Origin of the sequence: Methanoregula sp. (genome assembly GCF_041663825.1) — an archaeon.
Taxonomy (GTDB): domain Archaea; phylum Halobacteriota; class Methanomicrobia; order Methanomicrobiales; family Methanospirillaceae; genus Methanoregula.
This window is the reverse complement of sequence record NZ_JBAYLY010000001.1, coordinates 171,055-190,858: the sequence shown is the minus strand read 5'-3', so window position 1 is coordinate 190,858 and position 19,804 is coordinate 171,055. Positions and strand designations below refer to the sequence as shown.

The 19,804-nt window shown below is 56.1% G+C and carries 21 protein-coding genes; 12 read left to right on the top strand and 9 right to left on the bottom strand.

From position 1 onward, the window contains the following. Positions 1–881 precede the first annotated feature (881 nt). From WCX19_RS01000 to WCX19_RS00990, 3 genes are read left to right on the top strand one after another with little or no spacing between them, the layout of a single operon-like run. On the top strand, positions 882–3,203 hold the full coding sequence (locus tag WCX19_RS01000; protein WP_373003631.1) for an Orn/Lys/Arg decarboxylase N-terminal domain-containing protein: 2,322 nt from the start codon (positions 882–884) through the stop codon (positions 3,201–3,203). Further along, positions 3,200–4,639 carry an amino acid permease gene (locus tag WCX19_RS00995; RefSeq protein WP_373003629.1) on the top strand — a complete coding sequence of 480 codons (1,440 nt, stop codon included), beginning with the start codon at positions 3,200–3,202 and terminating at the stop codon, positions 4,637–4,639. The genes WCX19_RS01000 and WCX19_RS00995 overlap by 4 nt, the downstream gene beginning before the upstream one ends. Beyond that, the gene (locus tag WCX19_RS00990) at positions 4,636–5,088 is read left to right on the top strand and encodes a hypothetical protein (RefSeq protein ID WP_373003626.1); all 453 of its coding nucleotides are present in this window, start codon (positions 4,636–4,638) and stop codon (positions 5,086–5,088) included. The genes WCX19_RS00995 and WCX19_RS00990 overlap by 4 nt, the downstream gene beginning before the upstream one ends. Before the next feature lie 53 nt (positions 5,089–5,141). Here WCX19_RS00990 and WCX19_RS00985 read toward each other — a convergent pair whose 3' ends face one another. Continuing rightward, positions 5,142–5,792 carry a YitT family protein gene (locus tag WCX19_RS00985; RefSeq protein WP_373003623.1) on the bottom strand — a complete coding sequence of 217 codons (651 nt, stop codon included), beginning with the start codon at positions 5,790–5,792 and terminating at the stop codon, positions 5,142–5,144. 230 nt (positions 5,793–6,022) lie between these two features. On the opposite strand from WCX19_RS00985, the gene WCX19_RS00980 reads away from it, so the two are divergent. Beyond that, entirely contained in the window at positions 6,023–6,898 is an 876-nt protein-coding gene (locus WCX19_RS00980) for a universal stress protein (protein WP_373003620.1), read from the top strand. A 30-nt stretch (positions 6,899–6,928) separates the two neighbouring features. Here the strand turns inward: WCX19_RS00980 and WCX19_RS00975 are convergent, their stop codons facing one another. The 4 genes from WCX19_RS00975 to uvsE all read right to left on the bottom strand — a co-directional run bounded on the left by WCX19_RS00975 (position 6,929) and on the right by uvsE (position 9,954). Further along, positions 6,929–8,170, bottom strand: coding sequence for a hypothetical protein (locus tag WCX19_RS00975; protein ID WP_373003618.1), 1,242 nt, complete (start codon positions 8,168–8,170; stop codon positions 6,929–6,931). Positions 8,171–8,320: 150 nt separating this feature from the next. After that, positions 8,321–8,701, bottom strand: coding sequence for a hypothetical protein (locus WCX19_RS00970; protein WP_373003615.1), 381 nt, complete (start codon positions 8,699–8,701; stop codon positions 8,321–8,323). Positions 8,702–8,897: 196 nt separating this feature from the next. Beyond that, a complete protein-coding gene (locus WCX19_RS00965; RefSeq protein WP_373003613.1) occupies positions 8,898–9,023 on the bottom strand; it encodes a hypothetical protein in 126 nt (41 codons plus the stop codon). Between the two features lie 37 nt (positions 9,024–9,060). Then, positions 9,061–9,954 carry a UV DNA damage repair endonuclease UvsE gene (uvsE, locus tag WCX19_RS00960; RefSeq protein ID WP_373003610.1) on the bottom strand — a complete coding sequence of 298 codons (894 nt, stop codon included), beginning with the start codon at positions 9,952–9,954 and terminating at the stop codon, positions 9,061–9,063. Between the two features lie 195 nt (positions 9,955–10,149). Here uvsE and WCX19_RS00955 point away from each other — a divergent pair, with 195 nt between their 5' ends. The 5 genes from WCX19_RS00955 to WCX19_RS00935 all read left to right on the top strand — a co-directional run bounded on the left by WCX19_RS00955 (position 10,150) and on the right by WCX19_RS00935 (position 14,067). Then, the gene (locus WCX19_RS00955; RefSeq protein ID WP_373003607.1) at positions 10,150–10,629 is read left to right on the top strand and encodes a pyridoxamine 5'-phosphate oxidase family protein; all 480 of its coding nucleotides are present in this window, start codon (positions 10,150–10,152) and stop codon (positions 10,627–10,629) included. Positions 10,630–10,649: 20 nt separating this feature from the next. After that, positions 10,650–10,859, top strand: coding sequence for a DUF86 domain-containing protein (locus WCX19_RS00950; RefSeq protein ID WP_373003604.1), 210 nt, complete (start codon positions 10,650–10,652; stop codon positions 10,857–10,859). A gap of 596 nt (positions 10,860–11,455) precedes the next feature. Continuing rightward, a complete protein-coding gene (locus WCX19_RS00945; RefSeq protein ID WP_373003601.1) occupies positions 11,456–11,593 on the top strand; it encodes a hypothetical protein in 138 nt (45 codons plus the stop codon). 67 nt (positions 11,594–11,660) lie between these two features. After that, positions 11,661–12,275, top strand: coding sequence for a hypothetical protein (locus tag WCX19_RS00940; RefSeq protein WP_373003597.1), 615 nt, complete (start codon positions 11,661–11,663; stop codon positions 12,273–12,275). An 832-nt stretch (positions 12,276–13,107) separates the two neighbouring features. Then, positions 13,108–14,067: a hypothetical protein gene (locus WCX19_RS00935; RefSeq protein ID WP_373003594.1), complete on the top strand. Its 960-nt coding sequence runs from the start codon at positions 13,108–13,110 to the stop codon at positions 14,065–14,067. Between the two features lie 154 nt (positions 14,068–14,221). Here the strand turns inward: WCX19_RS00935 and WCX19_RS00930 are convergent, their stop codons facing one another. Genes WCX19_RS00930 through WCX19_RS00915 form a run of 4 tightly spaced genes read right to left on the bottom strand, consistent with a single transcriptional unit; the run spans position 14,222 to position 17,536 of the window. Beyond that, a complete protein-coding gene (locus WCX19_RS00930; RefSeq protein ID WP_373003590.1) occupies positions 14,222–14,614 on the bottom strand; it encodes a Zn-ribbon domain-containing OB-fold protein in 393 nt (130 codons plus the stop codon). Between the two features lie 2 nt (positions 14,615–14,616). Continuing rightward, a complete protein-coding gene (locus tag WCX19_RS00925; protein ID WP_373003587.1) occupies positions 14,617–15,783 on the bottom strand; it encodes a thiolase domain-containing protein in 1,167 nt (388 codons plus the stop codon). Next, positions 15,780–16,832: a hydroxymethylglutaryl-CoA synthase gene (locus WCX19_RS00920; protein ID WP_373003584.1), complete on the bottom strand. Its 1,053-nt coding sequence runs from the start codon at positions 16,830–16,832 to the stop codon at positions 15,780–15,782. Before WCX19_RS00920 ends, WCX19_RS00925 begins: the two co-directional genes overlap by 4 nt. Continuing rightward, positions 16,826–17,536, bottom strand: coding sequence for a helix-turn-helix domain-containing protein (locus WCX19_RS00915; RefSeq protein ID WP_373003581.1), 711 nt, complete (start codon positions 17,534–17,536; stop codon positions 16,826–16,828). The genes WCX19_RS00920 and WCX19_RS00915 overlap by 7 nt, the downstream gene beginning before the upstream one ends. 134 nt (positions 17,537–17,670) lie before the next feature. Between WCX19_RS00915 and WCX19_RS00910 the strand changes: the two genes are divergently transcribed. The 3 genes from WCX19_RS00910 to ribB (WCX19_RS00900) are packed head-to-tail and all read left to right on the top strand — an operon-like array spanning position 17,671 to position 19,757. Further along, positions 17,671–18,339, top strand: a complete 669-nt coding sequence (locus WCX19_RS00910) for a DUF120 domain-containing protein (RefSeq protein WP_373003578.1) — start codon at positions 17,671–17,673, stop codon at positions 18,337–18,339. After that, entirely contained in the window at positions 18,332–19,087 is a 756-nt protein-coding gene (gene ribB / locus WCX19_RS00905) for a 3,4-dihydroxy-2-butanone-4-phosphate synthase (RefSeq protein WP_373003575.1), read from the top strand. Before WCX19_RS00910 ends, ribB (WCX19_RS00905) begins: the two co-directional genes overlap by 8 nt. Continuing rightward, a complete protein-coding gene (ribB, locus tag WCX19_RS00900; protein WP_373003572.1) occupies positions 19,080–19,757 on the top strand; it encodes a 3,4-dihydroxy-2-butanone-4-phosphate synthase in 678 nt (225 codons plus the stop codon). Before ribB (WCX19_RS00905) ends, ribB (WCX19_RS00900) begins: the two co-directional genes overlap by 8 nt. Positions 19,758–19,804: the final 47 nt, after the last annotated feature.

The following is a 19,804-nucleotide window of genomic DNA, read 5'->3' as shown; positions in this document are numbered from 1 at the left end:
CCATAAGATTTGCGCATGTCCCGTCTGCCAGCGGGAAGGTACCGTTATAATAGACGAAGATCACGGGGAGGACAGACACTTCTGCCTGTGCTCTGGTCCTGACGGGTGCGGCTCGATATTTGTCCTGAATCCTGCCGGTTCATTATCCGATATTTTTTAACTCCCAGTACTTCTCTAAATTTCCCTTTACAAACATCAGAATTTTTTAATAGGATTTACCGAAGCGATTCCCGGACCATTGGGGGTACCCCCCGCTCCCAAAACCGGGAGGTACCCCTACCCCCCGACCAATTTTTTAAAAGCATGATACCCCCACCCCCCTGTCCGGGCATAAGAGGAGGCCTACCCCCCCCTTTCCTGCATTTCCAAAACCTTTGCTTCGCGTGGAGTTATCGTCTGAAAGTATATTTTGTCGGCCAATGGCTTGGGGGGGTAGGGGCCTCTTTTCTTGCATGGGGGCACCCCCCCGCTCCCAAAAATGAGAGGTACCCTGACCCCCGACTGATTTTTTAAAAGCATGATACCCCACCCCCCTCTTGTGGCCCGGGAGTGGGGGGTGTCACCTTTGTACAAATGGGGGGGTACCCCCTCCTGCTATAAAGGGAGGGTGGCAGCTGCCAAAAAGGATACTCCCGCTTCCAGATCTGGCTCATACGAATTTTGGTGGTTGTTCTTTCAACATGAAAATAGAGAAGAACGGATTCCTTACTCTCCCGGTGCATGGCAGGGTTCCGGTACTCCTTGTACAGGCATTTTTAGTATCGATCCATTGACATAATTTCAAATTATTTAAATGGAAGTATATCCAAAACGGAGCGTATGAGCAGGAGAAAGAACCCGCAGGATCTGCGGCATATTCACGGGCTCCCTGGGAGCGCCGTATGACTGCCGAGGAACGTCTCGTGGTCGCCATAGTTGATGATGCGATCCACACCGAAACCCCTCACGGGAGAGCCATAAAACGGATCATCCACGGTCTCGAGGAATTTGGCATCGTTGTCGCCGATGTCGCATCGTCTGCCGATGCCAGGGCCGCGTATGCGAACCTCCCCTTGGTCAGCTGCATCCTTATCAACTGGAACCTCGGCAACCAGTCGGCAGAGACGCAGAAGGACACGCTCGCGCTGCTCCGCCAGATCCGCAGCGTCAACGAAGATATCCCCATCTTTTTAATGGCAGCACCCACGAGCGAGCCCCCGATCGCGCTCACGGTGGAGGTCATCAAGGAGATCAGCGAGTACATCTACGTGATGGAAGACACCCCGGAATTTATCGCCGGGCGTATCAAGGCGGCGGCAAAACGGTACCAGGAACGGCTGCTTCCGCCGTTTTTCGGAGAACTGGTAAAGTTCTCGAAGGATTTTGAATATTCCTGGCACACGCCCGGCCATGCCGGCGGCACTGCGTTCCGGAAGACACCGGCGGGAAGGCGGTTTTTTAATTTCTTTGGCGAACAGCTCTTCCGCTCCGATCTTTCCATCTCGGTGGGAGAACTCGGGTCGCTTCTTGACCATTCGGGCCCGGTCGGCGAGGCCGAACGGTACGCGGCAAAAGTGTTCGGCGCCGACATGACCTATTTTGTCACGAACGGTACGTCCACGGCAAATAAGATCGTCTTCTTTGGCCGGGTCACTCAGGATGATGTGGTCCTCGTTGACCGGAACTGCCACAAGTCGGCAGAGCACGCCCTTACCATGACGCATTCCGTCGCCGTGTACATGATCCCGACCCGGAACCGGTACGGTATCATCGGTCCGATCCCCCCGGCCGAGATGACGCCAAAAGCGATAAAGGCAAAGATTGCTGCCTGCCCGCTCGCAAAAGACCTGCCTGACAAAAAACCGGTCCATGCCATCATCACCAACTCGACCTACGATGGCCTCTGCTACCATGCAACAGAAGTGGAGGATCTGCTGGGAAAGAGCGTCGACAGCATCCACTTCGACGAGGCGTGGTATGGCTATGCACGCTTTAACCCGCTCTACCGCGAGCGGTTTGCCATGCGGGACGGCGTGCGGGACAAGAACGGCCCGACGGTCTTTGCCACCCAGTCGACCCACAAGCTGCTTGCCGCGCTTTCACAGGCGTCCATGATCCATGTCAGAAACGGCCGGGTCCCGATCGAGCACTCCCGGTTCAACGAGGGGTTCATGATGCACAGCTCCACCTCCCCGCTCTACACGATCATTGCATCACTCGATGTGTCCTCAAAAATGATGGACGGGCCGTCAGGAAGGCTGCTCACGACCGAGTCCATCGAAGAAGCGATCCGGTTCCGGCGCACCATGGCCCGGATCGAGAAAGTCGTCGGGACCGGCAAGACCAAAGCCGACTGGTGGTTCCCCATGTGGCAGCCGGCAACGATCACCGACCCGAAGACAAAAAAGAAGGTCGCGTTTGCCGATACATCCATCGAAACGCTCCGGAGCACCCCTTCCTGCTGGGTGCTGCACCCGGGCGAGAAATGGCACGGGTTTGACAGCCTGCCGGACAATTACTGCATGCTCGACCCGATCAAGGTCACCGTGCTCACGCCGGGCGTCAACGAAGACGGCACGCTCGCTGCCTGGGGGATCCCGGCAGCAGTTGTGGTAAAGTTCCTCGACACCCGGGGCATCATCAACGAGAAGTCCGGCGATTATTCGATCCTGTTCCTCTTCTCGATGGGGATCACGAAGGGCAAGTGGGGAACGCTTATCACCGAGCTCTTCGAGTTCAAACGGTTATATGACGAGAACGCCCCGCTCGGGGAAATCTTCCCGGACCTTGTGGACAAGTGGCCGGACCGCTACGGCGGCATGAAACTGCAGGCACTTGTCGCCGAGATGCACGCGTTTAAAAAAGATCGCAGGATGTGCGGCCTGCTCCAGGAAGCGTTCTCGCTCCTGCCTGAGCCCGCCGTCACCTACGCGGAAGCGTTCCGGCAGCTGGTCAAGGATGAGGTGGAACAGGTCCCCGTCGCAAAAGCCGCAAACCGGATCGTGGCAACGGGCATCGTTCCCTATCCCCCGGGTATCCCCCTCATGGCACCGGGTGAGCGGACTGGCCAAAAGAGTGGCCCGGTCCTCCAGTATCTCCTCACCCTGCAGGAGTTTGACCGGCGCTTCCCCGGCTTTGAACACGATACCCACGGGATCGAGAATGTCAACGGAGAGTACATGATGATCTGTCTTAAGGAAAAGAAAAAGGAGAAGAAACGATGAGTGAAGATACAGCCGGGAAGACGAACGGTCTTCCCTCAAAAAAGGTGCTCGGCCTCTTTGCTCTTGCCATGATCAACGTGGCGGCCGTGCTCAGTATCAGGAATTTCCCGTCGATGGCGGTGTACGGGTGGTCGTGTATCGGCTGGTACATCCTCGGGGCGGTCCTCTTCTTGATCCCCATCTCCCTTGCCGGAGCAGAACTTGCGACCGGCTGGCCGGAAGGTGGCGGGGTCTACGCGTGGGTCAAGCGGGCGTTCGGTGAGAAGGGTGGCTTTACCGCCCTCTTCTGCGAGTGGTCAAACAACCTTGTCTGGTTCCCGACCGTGCTCTCGTTTACCGCATCGACGCTCGCGTTCGCGCTCACCCCGTCTCTTGCCAGTAACCCCTGGTACATGTTTTCTGTCATGATGATCGTGTTCTGGGGCACTACAGCCATCGCGTACTTCGGCGAGGAGACCTCGTCGAAATTCTCCAACATTGGCGTGATCCTCGGGAGTATCATCCCGTCGGTCCTCATTATTGCACTTGGCCTCTGGTGGCTCGGGTCCGGGCAGACGATTGTCCTCCCGCCGTTTTCGCTCGCCGCAACGATCCCGAGCGTCGACCTCTCGACCCTGCCGTTCTTTGCAACTGTCATCCTCCTCTTTGCCGGCATGGAGATGGCCGGGTTCCACGCGCTGGAGACAAAAGATCCCCAGAGGGATTTCCCCCGGGCGATGGCACTCTCGGCCGTGATCATCGTGATCTGCACGGTCCTTGCGACAGTCGCCATCGCGATCGTCATCCCCGCCGACCAGCTCAACCTCGCCTCCGGTGTGATGCAGGCGATCCAGTACTTCTTTGACGCGGCCGGGATTGCCTGGCTCGTCGGGCCCATGGCGCTCCTAATCACCCTTGGCGGGGTTGTCAACCTCGCATCGTGGCTGATCGGGCCGGCAAAAGGCCTCGGGATCGTTGCCGAAGACGGGAACATGCCGCCGCTCTTTAACAAGACGAACAAGTACGGTGCGCCGGTCGCGGTACTCCTCATCCAGGCACTGATCGGCTCGGTCATCTCGCTCCTCTATGTCTTCCTCCCGTCCGTCAACCAGGCCTACTGGATCCTGTCAGCGATGACGGTCGAACTGCTCTGTATCGTGTACATCCTCGTCTTTGCAGCGCTCATCAAACTGCGGTACAGCCAGCCGGACACGCCCCGGCCTTTCAAGATCCCGGGCGGGATGATTGGTGTCTGGATTGTCGGCGGTCTCGGTCTGTTTGGTACGGCCCTTGCCTTTGTTGTCGGGCTCATGCCGCCATCATATTTCTCAAGCGGTATTACCTATGTCCTGTCCGTCCTGCTGGGCACGTTCCTCCTTGCCGTGCCTCCGCTCGTATTCATGAAATTCAAACACCCGGGCTGGCTTAAGACCTCCCCGGGAGGTGAAAAGCCATGACATTAAGTAAGAACGGCGAGATCGGCCTTGCGATCTTCCTTGTCGTGATGTTCCTGCTGCCCTGCCTGATGCTCGGCCTGATCTTCGAAGAAGCCCCCTACCACACGGTAGCCGGTGAACCGGTAAAAGAAGCGGCAGATGCCGCAGGTATCTCGGTCGTGAGCGTGAAAGGCACGCTCTGGAACCAGACCGGGGCTGTCGGTGGCAAGACCTACACGCTCACCGACCCGGCGGGCGACACGGCGATCATAGCGACGCAGGCCTTTGACAGTGCCGAGTCGCGCGATGCGGCGATCCGGCTCTACAACTCCCATCCCCTCGGCAAGGGAAAACCGGTGGGCAGCATGATCGTGGTCGGCCAGTACATCGTCTACGCGACCCCGTCAAACAGCCCGATCTTCGCACAACTTGCCCCGGCATTGCAGCAGGCCGCGAAAGCCAAATCCTGAAACGCCGGCAGGCACTCTCTCTTTTTTCGCACCCGACCCGGGGACAGTTATCTTTAGTTTTCCAGCCATTTCCCGAGATCGAACCGGGTAAAAATGATGCCAAAGCCGAGGATGATGTAGCCGACAAGGATTGCGGAGATGACAGTCCCCTCCCGCAGGCCCCGGATGCTCCCGAACGCGACAAGCGAGATGCACACGGCACTTAAAACGAGCGTGGAATCGAAACAGACTTTCACGATCCCAAACCGCTTCCCGGTCTTTATGGCGATGGCTTTAACGAGTCCTTCACCGGGATTCATGATGACGTTCGCTGCCACCTGCAAAAAGATGCCAAGCGCGAGCACGACGCAGCCAAAAATCAGCACGGCGATCTCTTCTGCGTAAAAGTCCGGGTGGACACCGGCCGAGAGCATCATGCCCAGGTCGACAAAGACGCCCAGGGACAGGCCGACAACGATCTGGAGATACTGGTGCTTCGGGAATGCTTTTCCGATGATCAGGACCTCGGCGGCAAAAAACAGCATGTTGAATGCCATCGTGAATTCGCCAAAGGTTATGGGAAGAGCGAGGCAGAGCACCCAGGGCACGCTCGATATCGGGGACGTCCCGAGAGCCGACCGGGTCACAAGGCTGATCCCGAGGCCCATGAAGAACAGGCCGATAAGAAGGAGAGAATATCGTTTGACGAGTCCGGCGCCGGGCATTACAGGTGATCTCCCGAGTACCCAAGGATTTGCCATACATTAAGGGTAACGGGGGCAACCAAGGGGTCATCCGACCGTAAATCACGAGGCCCTCCGGCATGGCCGCAGGTTCAATCCGATCGGAGGACTTATGGATGAAAAAAAGGATAAAACAGCATATATCACGCGGAAAGGCGGGGACCGTTCTCACACGGCACCTTCCCGGGGTGAGGTCAAGAGGGGGGTGAACCATGATACCGTACAAAAAAATATTGATCCCCACTGACGGGAGCAACGATACCCGGGCTGCCATCACGTTTGCCCTTGGCATGGGAAAGATTACCGGCGCCGAAGTCACCGCGATGTGCGTTAATGACGTCAGCAACTATGCAATCCCCTGGGATGCAACCGCCCCGGAAACCGATTCGCCTCACTTCAAGTCCTGCGAGAAAGCAACACAAACGGTGGTGGACCTGGGGGCGCAGATGGGCGTTGAGGTCACACCCCTGGTAGTCACCGGCATCCCCCTCCGGGAAATTATCGATGCCTCGAAAAATTACGATCTTATCGTTATGGGCACCGCCGGCCGTGCCGGGGTCTCCCTTATGCTCCTCGGGAGCGTGGCACAGAAAGTCGTCCGGTTTGCGTCCTGCCCGGTGCTCGTCATCCGCGGCGATCAACCGGGCGGCCTCGCGTGTCACCGGATCCTGATCCCCACGGACGGCACATACATCACCCGGGCCGCCATCACGCACGGGCTTGAGATGGCCCGGGCCTTCAACGCTGAAGTGACCGTGCTCTCTGTCGCTACCGTACGGAGTATACCAATCTCCCTTGGAGGAAACGACGAACAATTTACCCCGGAGTACTGCCAGATGGCCGTGGGTTCTGTGGCAGATCAGGGCCGGAGGCTCGGTATTGTGGTAAAACCCGTGGTCGTCACGGGCGCTGTCGCAAACGAGATCATCCGGGCTTCAGCCGGCGAGGACCTGCTTGTCATGGGTACGAACGGCCGCACCGGCTTTGAGTACCTGCGCCTCGGGAGCGTAGCCGAGAAGACGGTCCGTCATGCCCGGTGCCCGGTGCTCGTGGTACGGGCACCCGAGACAATGCTCCCGAAGATATGATCTGAAAAGATCGGGGAACGTGTTTGACCCTCATCCCTCATCCTCCTCCCCGAGTGACCGGAGATAATCCCGGAACAACCCCATCGCTTTTTTTGTTCCCTCCCTGGCCCGTTCGCTGTCCTGGTATCCCATCGTTACCGTCATGTGCCCCCGAAACGTGCTCGTGATAAAACAGATCGTGGGCATGTAACCGCCCGGGTAGCAGACATAGGCATCGGTAAGGCCTTTCGTGTCCGGGAGGGTGAGCGTCCCGGGGTTCGAGATGAAAATATCGGCAAGGCCGGCGTCCTGCAGGGTGGCCATCTGCTCTGCCATCTGCCGGACCGTGTTGCCCTCCGGGTCGCTTGCTGCGTCCATCCGGACCTGCTCGGGAACGCCGATGCACCCGGCCTTGAGGAGCCGGGTCTCGTGGATGACCCGGGGCAAAATTGCATCCATGCCTTCCCCCGGTTTTCGTTCCAGGGGAAAACTTGCATTTGTCGCCTGGTTGCTCATCACCCGGGACCCGTCTGTCAGGTGCTGCCTGAGGTTGACCGGGAAGAAGAGCGGTACCGGGCCCCTATGGCCGGTGATGTCGCTGATGGCAAGGAAGTAGGCCGCGAGGATCGCGTCGTTGACGCCCCCGCCGAGTTTTTTTGCGTGCGCATGGATTGCCGCGAGCACCGGGGGACTGATGCACTCCCGGTGAAACGACATGGCCCCTTCTGATGTGCCGAATGGATCGGGCCACATGGGATCGATCACCTGCATTTCCGGAGATGCCGGCGTGGTGTCCTTGAGCAGGTCCCGGGTCCAGAGCGTGTCGCGTGCCGGGATCCCGCCTTCTGCCGGCCGGATGCTGCCGGGTTGTTCGTATTCCTGGAGCAGCTGTGCCATGAGTGCATGGAGACCGGTCGCATCGGCCGCCGCGTGGGCGAGATTCGTGACAACAACATCGCCCGACGGTCTCCGCAGCAGGCGAACCCGGAACTGCCGGGTCCCGTACGGGTCGACCGGCCCGATGACCCGGGCGTAATAGTCCCCGCCGCATTCCTCAACCGGCACCGGGGCTGCCGTCCCGGGATCAGCCATCTCCCAGAATGCCGGGCCACACCCCCGGACAAGCCGGCTGTGGAGGATCGGATGGGCAAGGAGGCAGGCATGTGCCGCCTTCCCGAGCGTTGCGGGGTCGAGCCTCCGGTCAAATTCCATGACGCCGCACAGGGTGGCATCGCCCATGATCCTGATCGAATCCGTAAAAAGATCAAGGGCCGATGCTTCCCGGGTGTACATGGTAGAAAAAAGGATTTTTTGTGGTTATAAAATGTTAGCGTGGGGGGTGAAGGTTCCCGGGCGGGAGAACCTGCCCCCCGACGGCCCGGCGTACCGGGGCCCGGCCTGCAAACGGTCAAAGGTCCACAAGAGATTTGATCCGCCATAATTTCAGGCAAAGGCGCTGATCCTCTGCTGCCCGGGGGAGATCCTCCGATCTTTCCCTGCCGGCATCACCGGCGGTTCCGGGATTTTTGCAATTGCAGCGTAGCGTTCCCTGCTTTCGATTACCCGGCGGAGTGCGACAAGCGAGGTTGTGTACAGCCCGCCCGTGAAGAGCTCGATGTTGAGACCTTTTCCTGAGGCCGATACCTGCGCAAGACCGCAGTTGGCGCCGAGATAATATTTCCATTCCCGGGAAAGATCTTCTATCCGGACAGCCCCTCGCTCTGCGATTGCCCTGACCAGGTCTTCCAGCCGTATCGCGTAACCGGTGCCCAGAATGTAAATATCCAGAATCTCGTATTCGAAACCCCCACTGTCCACCGCCATGCGTCCGGTCCGTTGTGCATACCCGACCCTTTGGAGCCGGGAGAAATGACTTCTGTCATAAGTATGAGTTGATGCCGAATTCAGACTTCCCGTCAGTCCGAGTATCATCACCAGTGTGCCCACTGACGATTATGGATCCCGGATAATATAGATTTTTCTATTTTTTATAGAATTTGGAGCAAAATATATAGAGTTGCTATGGTCCGCTCTGTAAAAAATCCCGGGTCTTCTTCTCCTCATCGCCGTCGTCCTGCTCTGCTCCCGGTGTGTCGGCTCGCATGCGGACATGGCAGCACCGGGGGTCAGACGGTTGCCGTAACATCCTCAGGCACGGTTACCGGTGCCGCTTTTTGCGGCACTCAGGTAATGAGACGGGGATCGTTTCGTGCAGCAGAAAGGGCAGCAAGCGCACTCGTCTCCTTATCCTTGATCTCGAGCATGATGTCCAGGTCCAGGGGATGCGATTCTTTCAGGAAACGTTTGAAATCTTTAATCTCTATGTGCTCCGCATGGGCACCCGGCCGCTTCCCCTCCTGCTGCGAACTGTAATCCACCATCGGGAGCCCGTCATTTCCGCTCCAGGTTTTTGCTACCGTGTTCAGGATCTCCCTTACCGGCTCGCCGTTATTATGGATTGCGTGATGAAAAACGTCAAACAGCACCGGGATCCCGGTACGTTCGCTGATGGCAAGGCAGTCCGCGGCTGAATAGAGACGGTCGTCATTTTCAATGACAAGGTGACGCCGGATCCTTTCATCAAGACCCGCATACGCCCGGATAAAGCGTTCAATACTGGCCGGTTTATCGCCGTACATGCCCCCGACATGGATCTGGATCCTGGCAGTCCGATCAAGCCCCATCAGTTCAAGGAGTTGTGCATGATAGGCCAGTTCATCGATACTGCGGCGAAGTACATCCGTGTCTGGTGTGTTGATGAGCACAAACTGATCCGGATGTAAGGAGATCCGGAACCGGTGGTTCCGGATATACAGGCCAAGCGATTCAAAGACCGGAAGAAAATGTTCCTGCCAGGGAAACCGACAGACCGGGTGCGATGCAAAGGGGACGAGGTCTGAGGTAATCCGAAAAAAGAGGAGGCCTTTTTGCGCGTTATACCTGAGAATTTTTTCGAGACAGGAAAGGTTGGCCCGGATCGTATCCCGGAGTCGGTCATCGGAATAGGAATTGAGCCGGAATGTCCGTGACGGGGTGCACCCGATTGAGCGGTTTATGCAGGGATAGCCGATTCGCATACAGGATCTCCGTTTCCCGGGAGGTGTGATTTGTGCCGGTCTAGGATCCGGCCGGCCCCCCGCGGGTGCGGAGAAAATGTCGTGCCTCGCGTCCTGTTCCCCGGAATTTTGCGGAGTGATGGTATGAACTCCCGGCTTGAGCAATCATTCTTATCAGTCTCAAATGAGAAAATACCTTACCTGAGGAATAATGGTATGACCGAGCCGGTGAAGATCCCCAGAATGCCCAAAGTGGAGTACGACACTCTGATCAAACGCCAGTACATATCACGGATTGCGTTCGGGGCATGCGATCACCCCTACGTCGCCCCGTTTATGTACGTGTTCGATGGAAAGTTTCTCTATTTCCTCTCCACGAAGTACGGTCGTAAAATGGAATATTTTGCCCAAAGTCCGAAGGTCTCAGTCGAGATTGAAGAGTATGCCCCTGATCTCTCCGCGTTTACCTTTGTCAGCCTGCAGGGGATCATCGAAGAGGTGCAGGATCCGGATAAGAAAAAGAAGGTTCGACAGCAGTTCGTCGATATGATCCTGAAAAAAAGACTTTCGCCCCGGGTACTCACGGCTCTTGGTCACAGCCTGGATGATCCTGTGGACATGATTGTCAGCGAAGAGCGTTCAGCCGTCTGGAAACTGGTCGGTGTAAAGGATATTGTTGCTCTGAAAAACGGTTAAGCGCCGCTTTTTTACCGGGCGTGGGACATTCTGCCTCATCGGGCGAGAACGGACTACGGAACCGGTACACGGAGACGGACTGGAAAAAGATCGCCGGGTTCCGCGATGTCCTCACGCACGTATATTTCGGGATCAAGACGACGATTCTCTGGGACAATGCGGTAAACCGGCTGCCTGCGTTGAAAAAAGAGATCCGTCGTATTCTCAGGGACGAAGAAGACCGAAGCTGACCCGACCCCCCAAAACAGGCCTTCATTTCATTTCCCACATACCAGAGCCCATATGAGCGGAGATCTGCCTCCCAAAAGCGTACATTAGCGTTTTACAGCGCCACAATTCTGGAGTATTTTGGCAATCAGGCTGCGTATGGGGCACATCTCAAAATACTGTGTAAAAGTGCAGCATTTTTTGCACATTTTCGCTCACCAGACTCCCCCTTCCGGAAAGTCCTCCGTCGGAGAATGGAGTATGCCGGACCGTGTGTCCCGATGCCCGGATTTCACCCCCAAAAAAACCGCCTTCTTATGACATCCACGTGCCAGATGCCATATGAGGAGGAGATCGGCCGTCCAAATGGGCCTGTTTAGGCCCTTTTTTCTACGACGTGAAAACGCCCCCGGGGACCCGAATTGGACCCCATTTTTCGCGATTTCGGCCCCCGTTTGGTGCAAACTGTACCCCTGGGAACAAGTGTCTCCGTCGGAGAATGGATTGCAGGAGGGACCGGGAGACTCATACTCTTCACAGGTCTGGATCTGACCCGTGATTCGATAAACAGGTATATGTCAGAGCACAGATAATTAAAGGATAACTGGAGCATGACATCATGTCACCCGCAACTGCAAAAAAGAGGATCTACAACCCGGTAACCCAGAAGTACTACGAGATCCGCCAGCACTCCAGCAAGTACGGGGAGGCCGGCCAAATCAAAGGGTTGTGGAGTTCCAAAAAGAAAAGCAAATGATTTTTTTATAGGTGATACAATCCCTGGGAAAGTCTGGTTTATTGACGCTAATGTCCTGACACACTGGGTGCTCGGCTCAGGTGGGGTTCTCGATGTCCTGTGCGCCGGTTATCATCTTTCACCGGAATTCCGCGATGTTTATGCGAGCCACTATGCGGAGTCCATATCGTTTATCGATACAATCGTAAACGATGAAATTTCGGATTCAGCGCACGAGTTTTACGTTTCATCGCTTGCCCTCAACGAACTTTTTTACGCGATGAAAGACGAACTGCGGAGCATCATCCTGTTCAACAAGGGAATGCCGATCTCGCGATGGCGGGATGCACGGGCAAATCCGGAGATCCCGGAGAAATGTTTCCGGGCGGTCTATAACAAAACGTTCCAGTCGTTCGATACGCTCTTTGAGGAGGGGCGTATCCATTACATCACCGAAGGATCAGCGGAGAGCGATCCGGAGTACTGGTCGATCTACGCCCCGCTCCTTTTCCTCACCAAGGATGCAAAGACGCAGGATGCGACGCTTCTTACAACGGCCATCATCAACCGTGCGGATTATTTTGTGACAAAGGATGAGCCGCTGATGAAAGCCGCAAAGAAAAAACTTCTCGACAGTTACCAGATGGAGCTCATCAGGCCGTCACGAGGTCTGGCCCTGCTGGAACAAAAGAAGCATCGTTAAGAGAGAATCTGACAACCGGTTCAATTGTTGCGACAGTGTCGCAACTATCCCGACCCCCAAAACCGCCCTTCTTTTCATTCCCACGTGCCAGAGCCTATCTGAGAAAAGATCGACCGTGGGAACGCTGCTATTAGCGGCCTCGTCTCTCCGATGTGAAAATGCCTTCCGGATCCTGAATTAGTGCCGGTTTTGGGGGGATCAGTGCCTCATTTGAGGGAAAATGCAGCCTCCAGGAAAGGGGTCTCCGTCGGGGAACCGGGTATGCCGGACCGTGTGTCCCGATGCCCGGATCTGCCCCCCAAAAAAACAGCCGTCTTTCGTTCTCCACGTGCCAGAGGCCCTATGAGAAGGAGATCGGCCGTCCAAATGCGGCTAAATATGGCCTCACCCACTCCGACGTAAAAACGCCCCCGGGCACCCGAATTATGGCCGCATTTTTGCGAAACCCGCCCTTAGGCACCGAGCCGGGGGGCAATCCGGGGCCGATATGGGCCCGGATAGGGGGTGCCGGACTCTGGCCCCGGGGCTGCCCGGTATCAACCCGTCGGGCAGAGCGTTGGGGAGATTGGCGGCAGGGGGATGGATGGGTTTTGGGGTAAGCAAGAGGATGGAAATGAATAACCAGACACTGTGTTACGTTACATAAACAAGCAAGTTGATAAGCAAGTCTATGTCACCATTATACGTAGTATAATGGTGACATCCTCTAGGGGGGGTTTTAATAGAATGAAGGATATACAAAATTCCATAGAATTGGTGACAGACATGGCCCTGACAAAAGTGATGGAAGAGACAGAGAAAAATTAATGTCCTATTTTATTAATTTAAGTATATGTGGAACAGTCAAGGAATTTTTTTTAAGAATTGGAAAACTGTTGGCTGGATAATTACAATTATAGTATCTGTAACTGTATCCCAGCTTTTAATCAGACTTCCCAATGAAATTATTATTTCAGAAATTTTGCTGTTAATGCTAATTATATTTTTTATATGTTATTTGATTATGCAATCGATAAAAACCACACAAGATCTTAAACTTATTAATAGTCTTGATAGAATTCCATACGATGTAATACAACCCATATTACAAAAAAAATTAGTTTTTGATGAATCCTCATTAACTACAGGACAATGTCAGTCTGAAACCTTCAGAATATTAAAAAATAATATGGAAGAGGATTCCGTATATAACGATTTTAAAGTAGACTATTCTTCAGAGGATCGGGTCCCAACATTAGATATCATTAGGGCATTTGTTCAGAAGGAAGAAGTGGATTTGAAAAAAATTAGTCCACAAACATGCATGCTTTGCGAAACAGATGGACATTTCACAAAAACAACTTCTACAAAATATACTCAGATCTCTTTTGATGTCCCTGTGGGTATAGAGGCGGGTCAAGAAAAATCAATAAGGGTTGTTTTTGCATCTGATGCGTTTAAAAAGGCATTATCTGGTAATAAGGATTCTCTGACTCTTAATTGTGCTAGGATTACTGAAAAAATTATTTTTGAAATTCGGTTATCGGGAGATATTCAAAAAACACATTGTCTTTCAAAATGTGACGAAAAAGATCCTAGAAGAGGAGGTCCTTTAGAATTTGTTATAGAAGATGGATCAAACCAAAGAATGACCAATGCAGAAATAGAGTTACGAAAGAAAAAATCCATTCCTTCATGGAAAGAAAACATAATTATTTGGGATATCCCCACCCCAAAAGTAAATTATTATTATAGGTTATATTTCACAATAAAAGAAAAGAAAATAAAAACAATTCAAGAAAAACTAACTTAATACTTTTATTGGGAAAAAATTTAATGCCGCAACAATACCACTCCCCGTTCCACTTCGTCACTCGAATGAGTTTGGATATATTGTAGTCCGTTTACAATAGCGGTAGCGAACCAATCTGTAGAAAAATCTGTTTCCACCTAAAAAAGAAAAAGATCTATTCCACCGGCACAAACTTCGTACCATAGTGGATGATCCCGCTCTCGCCATCGGTGGCGATCTTGCGGAACACGCTCTTGACCTTCATCCCGATCTTTGCCTTGGCCGGGTCCATCACGATCTGCGTCGTGATCTGCGGGCCTTCGTCGAGTTTCACGATCGCGAGCACGTAGGGGGTGAGCATCGAATACTGCTCGGCCGCCGTGTGGATCACGGTGAACGTGACAACCGTGCCCTCGCCCCTGAATTTGTGCTCGACAATTTTCCCGGCCCGGCGGCAGTCCGGGCAGAAGGTCCGGGGCGGGAAAAAGTGCCTGCCGCACTTCTCGCATTTCGTTCCCACCATGTTGTACCGCTGGGGCAGGTGTCTCCAGAACCGTGCAACTGTCATGATTATACCCTCCCGAGAATGTGGACCGCAACCGTTGCGCCCGTCCCGCCCACGTTCTGCGTCATACCGATCTTCGCGCCGTCGACCTGGCGTTTGCCGGCCGTGCCCCGGAGCTGCTGGACGATCTCGCAGACCTGCTTGATGCCGGTCGCACCGACCGGGTGACCGCAGGCCTTGAGGCCGCCGCTCGTGTTCACCGGGATCTTCCCGCCAAGAGCGGTTTCGCCATCGGCAGTAAACTTGCCGGCCGTGCCTTTCTTGCAGAAACCAAGGTCCTCGATGGCGCAGATCTCCGCGATCGAGAAACAGTCGTGCACTTCGACCATGTCGATGTCCTTGTGGGTCAGGTGCGCCATCGCAAACGCACGCTTGCCCGCCGCAACCGTTGCGTCCATCGTCGAGATGTCACGCCGGTCGTGCAGCGCGATCGAGTCGCTGGCCTGCGCAGTCGCGAGCACTTTAATCGGCGTGTCCGTGAACTCGCGGGCCCGGTCGAGCGGTGCGACAATCACTGCTGCCGCCCCGTCCGTCACCGGCGAGCAGTCAAAGAGCCGGAGGGGCTCTGCGACCATCGTAGATTTCAGCACGGTGTCGAGCGTGATCTCGCTCTGGAACTGTGCGATCGGGTTTCTCGCGCCGTTGAAATGGTTCTTTACCGCGACCTGCGCCAGCTGCTCGCGGGTCATGTGGTACTTGTGCATGTAGTCCTGTGCGATCATCGCATACAGGCCCGGGAACGTTGCGCCCATGAAGCCTTCCCACTCACGGTCGGCAGCCCCGGTCAGCGTATCGGTGCTCTCGTCAGAGCCGACATCGGTCATCTTCTCGACGCCGGCGGCGATCACGATGTCTTCCATCCCGCTCGCGACCGCGATAACAGCCTGGCGGAAGGCAAGGCCTCCCGATGCGCACGCCGCCTCGACACGGGTCGAGGGGATGTGCCGGGTTGCGAGGCCGGCGTAGTCGGCGATCAAAGCCCCGATGTGCTCCTGCCCGATGAACCGGCCCGCACTCATGTTCCCGACGTACATCGCGTCGATCTTCTCGCCCGAGAGCTGGGCATCTTCAAGGGCGAGCGTCCCTGCCTCGACAAAGATATCACGGAAGGAACTCTCCCACTTCTCGCCGAACTTCGTGCACCCGATCCCGATAACTGCTACGTCTCTCATGATTGCATCACGATCTTTCCCTTGTGTTTTGCATACCGTGCATAGTCCAGGTAGATGGGGTCTTTTAAGAGCTGCATCACCGATGGCGCTGCATCGCGGTGGAACGCATCGGACGTGATCGCGTCGGTCACCGTGATGTCGAACGCGTCGCTTCCGGCACCGGACCCAAACGAGCAGACAAAGATCCGGTCGCCGGGTTTTGCGATATCGAGCGTCGCCGCAAGGCCGATGGGCGAGGCGCCCGAGTAGGTGTTCCCGAGCCAGGGAACGACAAGGCCGGGCTTGATCTGTTCGGGCTTGAAGCCGAGATCCTTTGCGACCTTCTGCGGGAATTTTGCGTTGGGCTGGTGGAAGATCGCGTAGGTGTAGTCCTTGGGCGAGGTTCCGATCTCCTTAAAGAGCAGGTTGCTTGCACCCTTCACGTGCTTGAAGTAGCCCGGGTCTCCTGTGAACCGGCCGCCGTGCCGGGGGTACGCCTGTCCCTCCCGGCGCCAGAAGTCCGGCGTATCCGTGGTAAACGAGCAGGTGTGGTTGAGCGTCGCAATCGGGTTGTCGTTCCCGATAATATACGCCGCCCCGCCGGCCGCTGCCGTGTATTCGAGGGCGTCGCTTGGCGCACCCTGCGAGACATCGGAACCGATCGCAAGCCCGTACGGGATCATGCCACTTTTCACCAGGCCCATGCAGGTCTGGATCGCAGCGGTTCCCGCCTTGCAGGCAAACTCGTAGTCGGCTGCCGTCATGTGGGGGGTTGCGCCGATCGCTTCCCCGACCGTGCAGGCCGTCGGCTTGACCGCGTACGGGTGCGATTCGCTGCCCACGTACACGGCCCCGATCTTCTCGGGGTCGACCGTCCGCCGCTTCAGGGCGTTTCGTGCCGCTTCGACCGCAATCGTTGCGGCATCCTCATCGAGATCGGGGACGGACTTCTCAAATACGCCCAGTCCCCCGGTAATATCCGAGGCGTTTGCGCCCCAGACTTTCGTGATCTCCTCAACCTTGATCCGGTATCTCGGGATATATGCACCGTAAGTAATGATGCCTACCATTCTTTCTCCCTCAGTGTACTCACGAGTTTTTCAATCTCCATCTCCGTGCAGAGTACCGTGATGTGATCCCGGTCCGCCAGTTTTGCAACAAACGGGTGGACGTTCTCCGCGTTAATCCCCTGGAGGATCACGGATCTCGGCTTGAATGCCGTGACCCGGATCGCGACCATCGGTGATTTGCCGGTCGAGACGTTCGTGAAGATGAGCGCCCGTTCCGTGCTCCAGCCGTAGATGCGGTTGAACTCCTCGCTTGAAAGCTGGAGGATCGCATTGAGGCTGTTGACCACCGTGTAACCAAAAATGGTCTGTTCCATGGGCCCGCAGAGCAGGGTGCAGCCGATCGCATCGGTCAGTTCCTGTAATGCTATCGGGTTCGTGTACTCGTGGATGTCGAGGATCACGTCATCGGCGACGCCACTAAAGAGCATGGAGGAAAATTTGTGAATGTGTTTACCGTCGGTCTCCTCATCGATGTTGAGGATGGCGTCGACAATCTTGCCGACCACGGCGGTTCCGGGGCTCTTTCTCCTGCCGCTCTCGTAATCGCTGATCACGGAGGGCGATACCCCCAGGCGATCCGAAAGGATGCCCGGCGGTATCTCGAAGTTCTGGCGCCACTTTTTGAGCGCAAGCCCCGGTGAGTCCGACAGCGTAATCTCACCCGCCATCTTCTCGGCGAGCTGGTTGCGCAATCCGGATTTCATGCTCAGTTAGATCGACCCTGCCTGTTAAATACCTAACGAATACAGGTTCGACAAAAAGCGAACCACGACGGAGAAAATGAGTGGATAGGCAGGAAAGGAATCCATAAATAGTAAGCATCTCAATTTTGATAGGCATGACGCTGGCCGAAGAACTCGAATGTCTCAAAGCGATCGCCCTCATGGGCGGGTGCCGGGAGCCGGTCTTTATCTCGTCACAGACACTTGCAGAGGTGCTGGAGACGAGTCCCCAGACCGCGTCCCGGCGCTTAAAGGCGCTCGAAGGCCAGCGGCTGATCAGCCGGACCTTAAACCCGGACGGCCAGCACATCACGGTAACTAAAGACGGGGAAGGCGAACTCCGGCGCGAGTACGCGGAATACTGCCGGCTCTTTGCCCACGAAGGAGGGCACTACACGCTTCCCGGTGTCGTGATCAACGGTCTTGGCGAGGGCCGGTACTACATGAGCCTCGAGCCGTACAAGAAACAGTTCCTCCGGCACCTCGGCTTTGAGCCGTTCCCGGGCACCCTTAACCTGAGACTTGCCGGGGCCGACATCCCGACACGAAAGAAGATGGAGGCACTGACCTGGGTCCCGATCCACGGTTTCTCCGCGGATGGCCGGACGTTCGGGGAAGTCCGGTGCCTGCCCTGCCGGATCAACGATATCCCCTGCGGGATCGTTGTCCCTGGTCGGAGCCATTATCCCGAGGATATCGTGGAGGTCATCGCGGCAACCGGTCTCCGCGATGCACTGGGCGTAAAAGAGAATGATCGTGTAGTAATTGAGGTGGCATATGATTGACGAGGCATTAACGGCACTGCGAACTGGTAAGTTTTTTCTGATCTATGATTTCGACGACCGGGAAGGCGAGACGGATCTTGCGATCCGGGCCGATGCTGTTGCGCCCCGGGACATTCTCCGGATGCGAAAAGACGGCGGCGGCCTGATCTGCACCGCAGTCCACCCGGCAGCCGCCCACCGGCTCGGCCTGCCCTTTGCAAGCGATGTATTTGCAAAGACCAGCCTCAGTGAAACGATTGGCGACATCCCGTACGACCGGAAAAACCATTCGTCATTCTCGCTCTGGGTCAACCACAAGAACACGTTCACCGGCATCACCGACCGGGACCGGACGCTCACGATAACGGAGATCGGCCGGGCGGTCAGTGACGTGATGGCCGGCCGACACGTGGATTTTGCCGCACAGTTCCGGACCCCGGGCCACTGCCCGCTCCTGCGTGCGGATGACGACCTCCTCCACCAGCGCCGTGGCCAGACCGAGCTCTCGATAGCTCTTGCCGCAATGGCGGGTGTGACGCCGGCCGTCACGATCTGTGAACTCCTGGACGATGCGACGGGAAAGGCGATGACCCACGAGGACGCGAAGCGTTACGCAAAGAAACACGGTTTTGCCTTTATCGGCGGGAACGATGTGCTCGAAGCCTGGGACGGCCGGGCCGGAACTCTCGCAGAGGCAAACCCATCCCCCCACACGCAGGTCGCCCCTCTCGTCCATGCAGCCGTCCACGCGGAGGGCCCGCATGATTGACGCGGCGTTAACGGCACTCGGCGACGGGAAATTTATTCTGCTCTACGATTTTGACGACCGCGAGGGCGAGACTGACTTTGCGATCCGGTCCGACGCGGTAAAGCCGCAGGATATTCTCCGGATGCGAAAGGACGGCGGCGGCCTGATCTGCACCGCGATCGACCCGGTCGCAGCAGAGAACCTCGGCCTCCCGTTTGCAAGCGACGTGCTCGAAGCCACGCATTTTGCCGAGCAGAAAGGCGACATCCCGTACGACCGGAAGAACCACTCCTCGTTCTCGCTCTGGGTCAACCACAAGAAGACGTTCACCGGTATCACCGACAATGACCGGGCGCTCACGGTAACGGCGATTGCCGAACAGGTCATAGAGTCCTTAAACGGCGGTGGGGCGCACTTCTCCGAATTTTTCCGGACCCCGGGCCACTGTGCGATCCTCCGGGCGGCAGACGGTCTTCTCGATCAGCGCCGTGGTCAGACCGAACTCTCGGTAGCAATGGCCCGGATGGCCGGGATTACCCCCTCTATTACGATCTGCGAGATGCTGGACGAGGAGTCCGGTTATGCCCTCCCGAAAGCCGGCGCGAAGGCCTACGCGAAAAAGCACGGGCTTGTCTTTGTCGAAGGCAAAGACGTGATGGACCGTTGGGAAGCGGATAAGAACCAAAAATAATTTTTCCGTGACGTGTTTTTTTTTAATTTTTACTCAAGCCTTCCCTC

Excerpts from the sequence above, each read along its gene's own strand:
- WCX19_RS01000 (WP_373003631.1), top strand. The coding sequence starts at position 882 with ATGACTGCCGAGGAACGTCTCGTGGTCGCCATAGTTGATGATGCGATC.
- WCX19_RS00995 (WP_373003629.1), top strand. The coding sequence starts at position 3,200 with ATGAGTGAAGATACAGCCGGGAAGACGAACGGTCTTCCCTCAAAAAAG.
- WCX19_RS00990 (WP_373003626.1), top strand. The coding sequence starts at position 4,636 with ATGACATTAAGTAAGAACGGCGAGATCGGCCTTGCGATCTTCCTTGTC.
- WCX19_RS00985 (WP_373003623.1), bottom strand. The coding sequence starts at position 5,792 with ATGCCCGGCGCCGGACTCGTCAAACGATATTCTCTCCTTCTTATCGGC.
- WCX19_RS00980 (WP_373003620.1), top strand. The coding sequence starts at position 6,023 with ATGATACCGTACAAAAAAATATTGATCCCCACTGACGGGAGCAACGAT.
- WCX19_RS00975 (WP_373003618.1), bottom strand. The coding sequence starts at position 8,170 with ATGTACACCCGGGAAGCATCGGCCCTTGATCTTTTTACGGATTCGATC.
- WCX19_RS00970 (WP_373003615.1), bottom strand. The coding sequence starts at position 8,701 with ATGGCGGTGGACAGTGGGGGTTTCGAATACGAGATTCTGGATATTTAC.
- WCX19_RS00965 (WP_373003613.1), bottom strand. The coding sequence starts at position 9,023 with ATGTTACGGCAACCGTCTGACCCCCGGTGCTGCCATGTCCGCATGCGA.
- uvsE (WP_373003610.1), bottom strand. The coding sequence starts at position 9,954 with ATGCGAATCGGCTATCCCTGCATAAACCGCTCAATCGGGTGCACCCCG.
- WCX19_RS00955 (WP_373003607.1), top strand. The coding sequence starts at position 10,150 with ATGACCGAGCCGGTGAAGATCCCCAGAATGCCCAAAGTGGAGTACGAC.
- WCX19_RS00945 (WP_373003601.1), top strand. The coding sequence starts at position 11,456 with ATGTCACCCGCAACTGCAAAAAAGAGGATCTACAACCCGGTAACCCAG.
- WCX19_RS00935 (WP_373003594.1), top strand. The coding sequence starts at position 13,108 with ATGTGGAACAGTCAAGGAATTTTTTTTAAGAATTGGAAAACTGTTGGC.
- WCX19_RS00930 (WP_373003590.1), bottom strand. The coding sequence starts at position 14,614 with ATGACAGTTGCACGGTTCTGGAGACACCTGCCCCAGCGGTACAACATG.
- WCX19_RS00925 (WP_373003587.1), bottom strand. The coding sequence starts at position 15,783 with ATGAGAGACGTAGCAGTTATCGGGATCGGGTGCACGAAGTTCGGCGAG.
- WCX19_RS00920 (WP_373003584.1), bottom strand. The coding sequence starts at position 16,832 with ATGGTAGGCATCATTACTTACGGTGCATATATCCCGAGATACCGGATC.
- WCX19_RS00915 (WP_373003581.1), bottom strand. The coding sequence starts at position 17,536 with ATGAAATCCGGATTGCGCAACCAGCTCGCCGAGAAGATGGCGGGTGAG.
- WCX19_RS00910 (WP_373003578.1), top strand. The coding sequence starts at position 17,671 with ATGACGCTGGCCGAAGAACTCGAATGTCTCAAAGCGATCGCCCTCATG.
- ribB (WP_373003575.1), top strand. The coding sequence starts at position 18,332 with ATGATTGACGAGGCATTAACGGCACTGCGAACTGGTAAGTTTTTTCTG.
- ribB (WP_373003572.1), top strand. The coding sequence starts at position 19,080 with ATGATTGACGCGGCGTTAACGGCACTCGGCGACGGGAAATTTATTCTG.